Genomic DNA, 705 nt, shown 5'->3' on the forward strand with positions numbered 1-705 from the left:
TTTTTACGATGCCATTCCGGGGGTGCTGCCTGGCGCGGAAGTTACTTCCGTGCTACAATGGTACCGAAGAAGCCTTGCAGAGAAGCAGGGCTTTTTTATGAATAGGCTTGTTTGGCCCTAAAATCTCTAAGAACAGCATCCAGATTATATAGTACACACTTACGATCTTCTTCAGGCATGGCATTAATCTCTTTCAGCCTGCGTAGCATATCAGGGTCTTTAAACAACTCATCAGAATCAGTTTCCCCAAGTAAGTAAGCTGCTGTAGTGCTTAATATAGAGGCAAGTTTTTTAACAACATCAATGGAAGGCTTTACATCATCCCTTTCATACTTGCCTATTACCGAGTGGTTGGTGTTCAGTATTTTTGCAAGCTCACTTTGTGAGAGTCCTTTGTTCTTTCTACACTCTCTTAATCTATTGCCGAATGAGTCCATTTTGGGTGTTTTAAGTTCCTTATAATGCTGATATAAACGGGTTTTTCAAATATACCGTTCAAAAAAGAAATAAAAAAGCGACATATAGCTTTGTGAAATGAGTTTGATATAATACTTTTGGTTCATATATGAACGGAAAAATAATTTTAAACTTTTTTTCATGAGCTATATCTACCACCACAATTTAAAGGAATTGGACACTTACCTGCACGACACCGGAGCGGTTTACATCAGCGATCTGCTTGATGAAATGCTTTACGTGCTTATC

General features: G+C 38.6%; 1 protein-coding gene. It reads right to left on the minus strand.

Annotated features, from left to right (window positions below; genetic code table 11):
• Nucleotides 1–95: 95 nt before the first annotated feature.
• A complete protein-coding gene (locus C900_RS27875; RefSeq protein WP_009583846.1) occupies nucleotides 96–437 on the minus strand; it encodes a helix-turn-helix domain-containing protein in 342 nt (113 codons plus the stop codon).
• Between the last annotated feature and the right edge of the window lie 268 nt (nucleotides 438–705).

Source organism: Fulvivirga imtechensis AK7, assembly GCF_000331535.1.
Classification (GTDB): domain Bacteria; phylum Bacteroidota; class Bacteroidia; order Cytophagales; family Cyclobacteriaceae; genus Fulvivirga; species Fulvivirga imtechensis.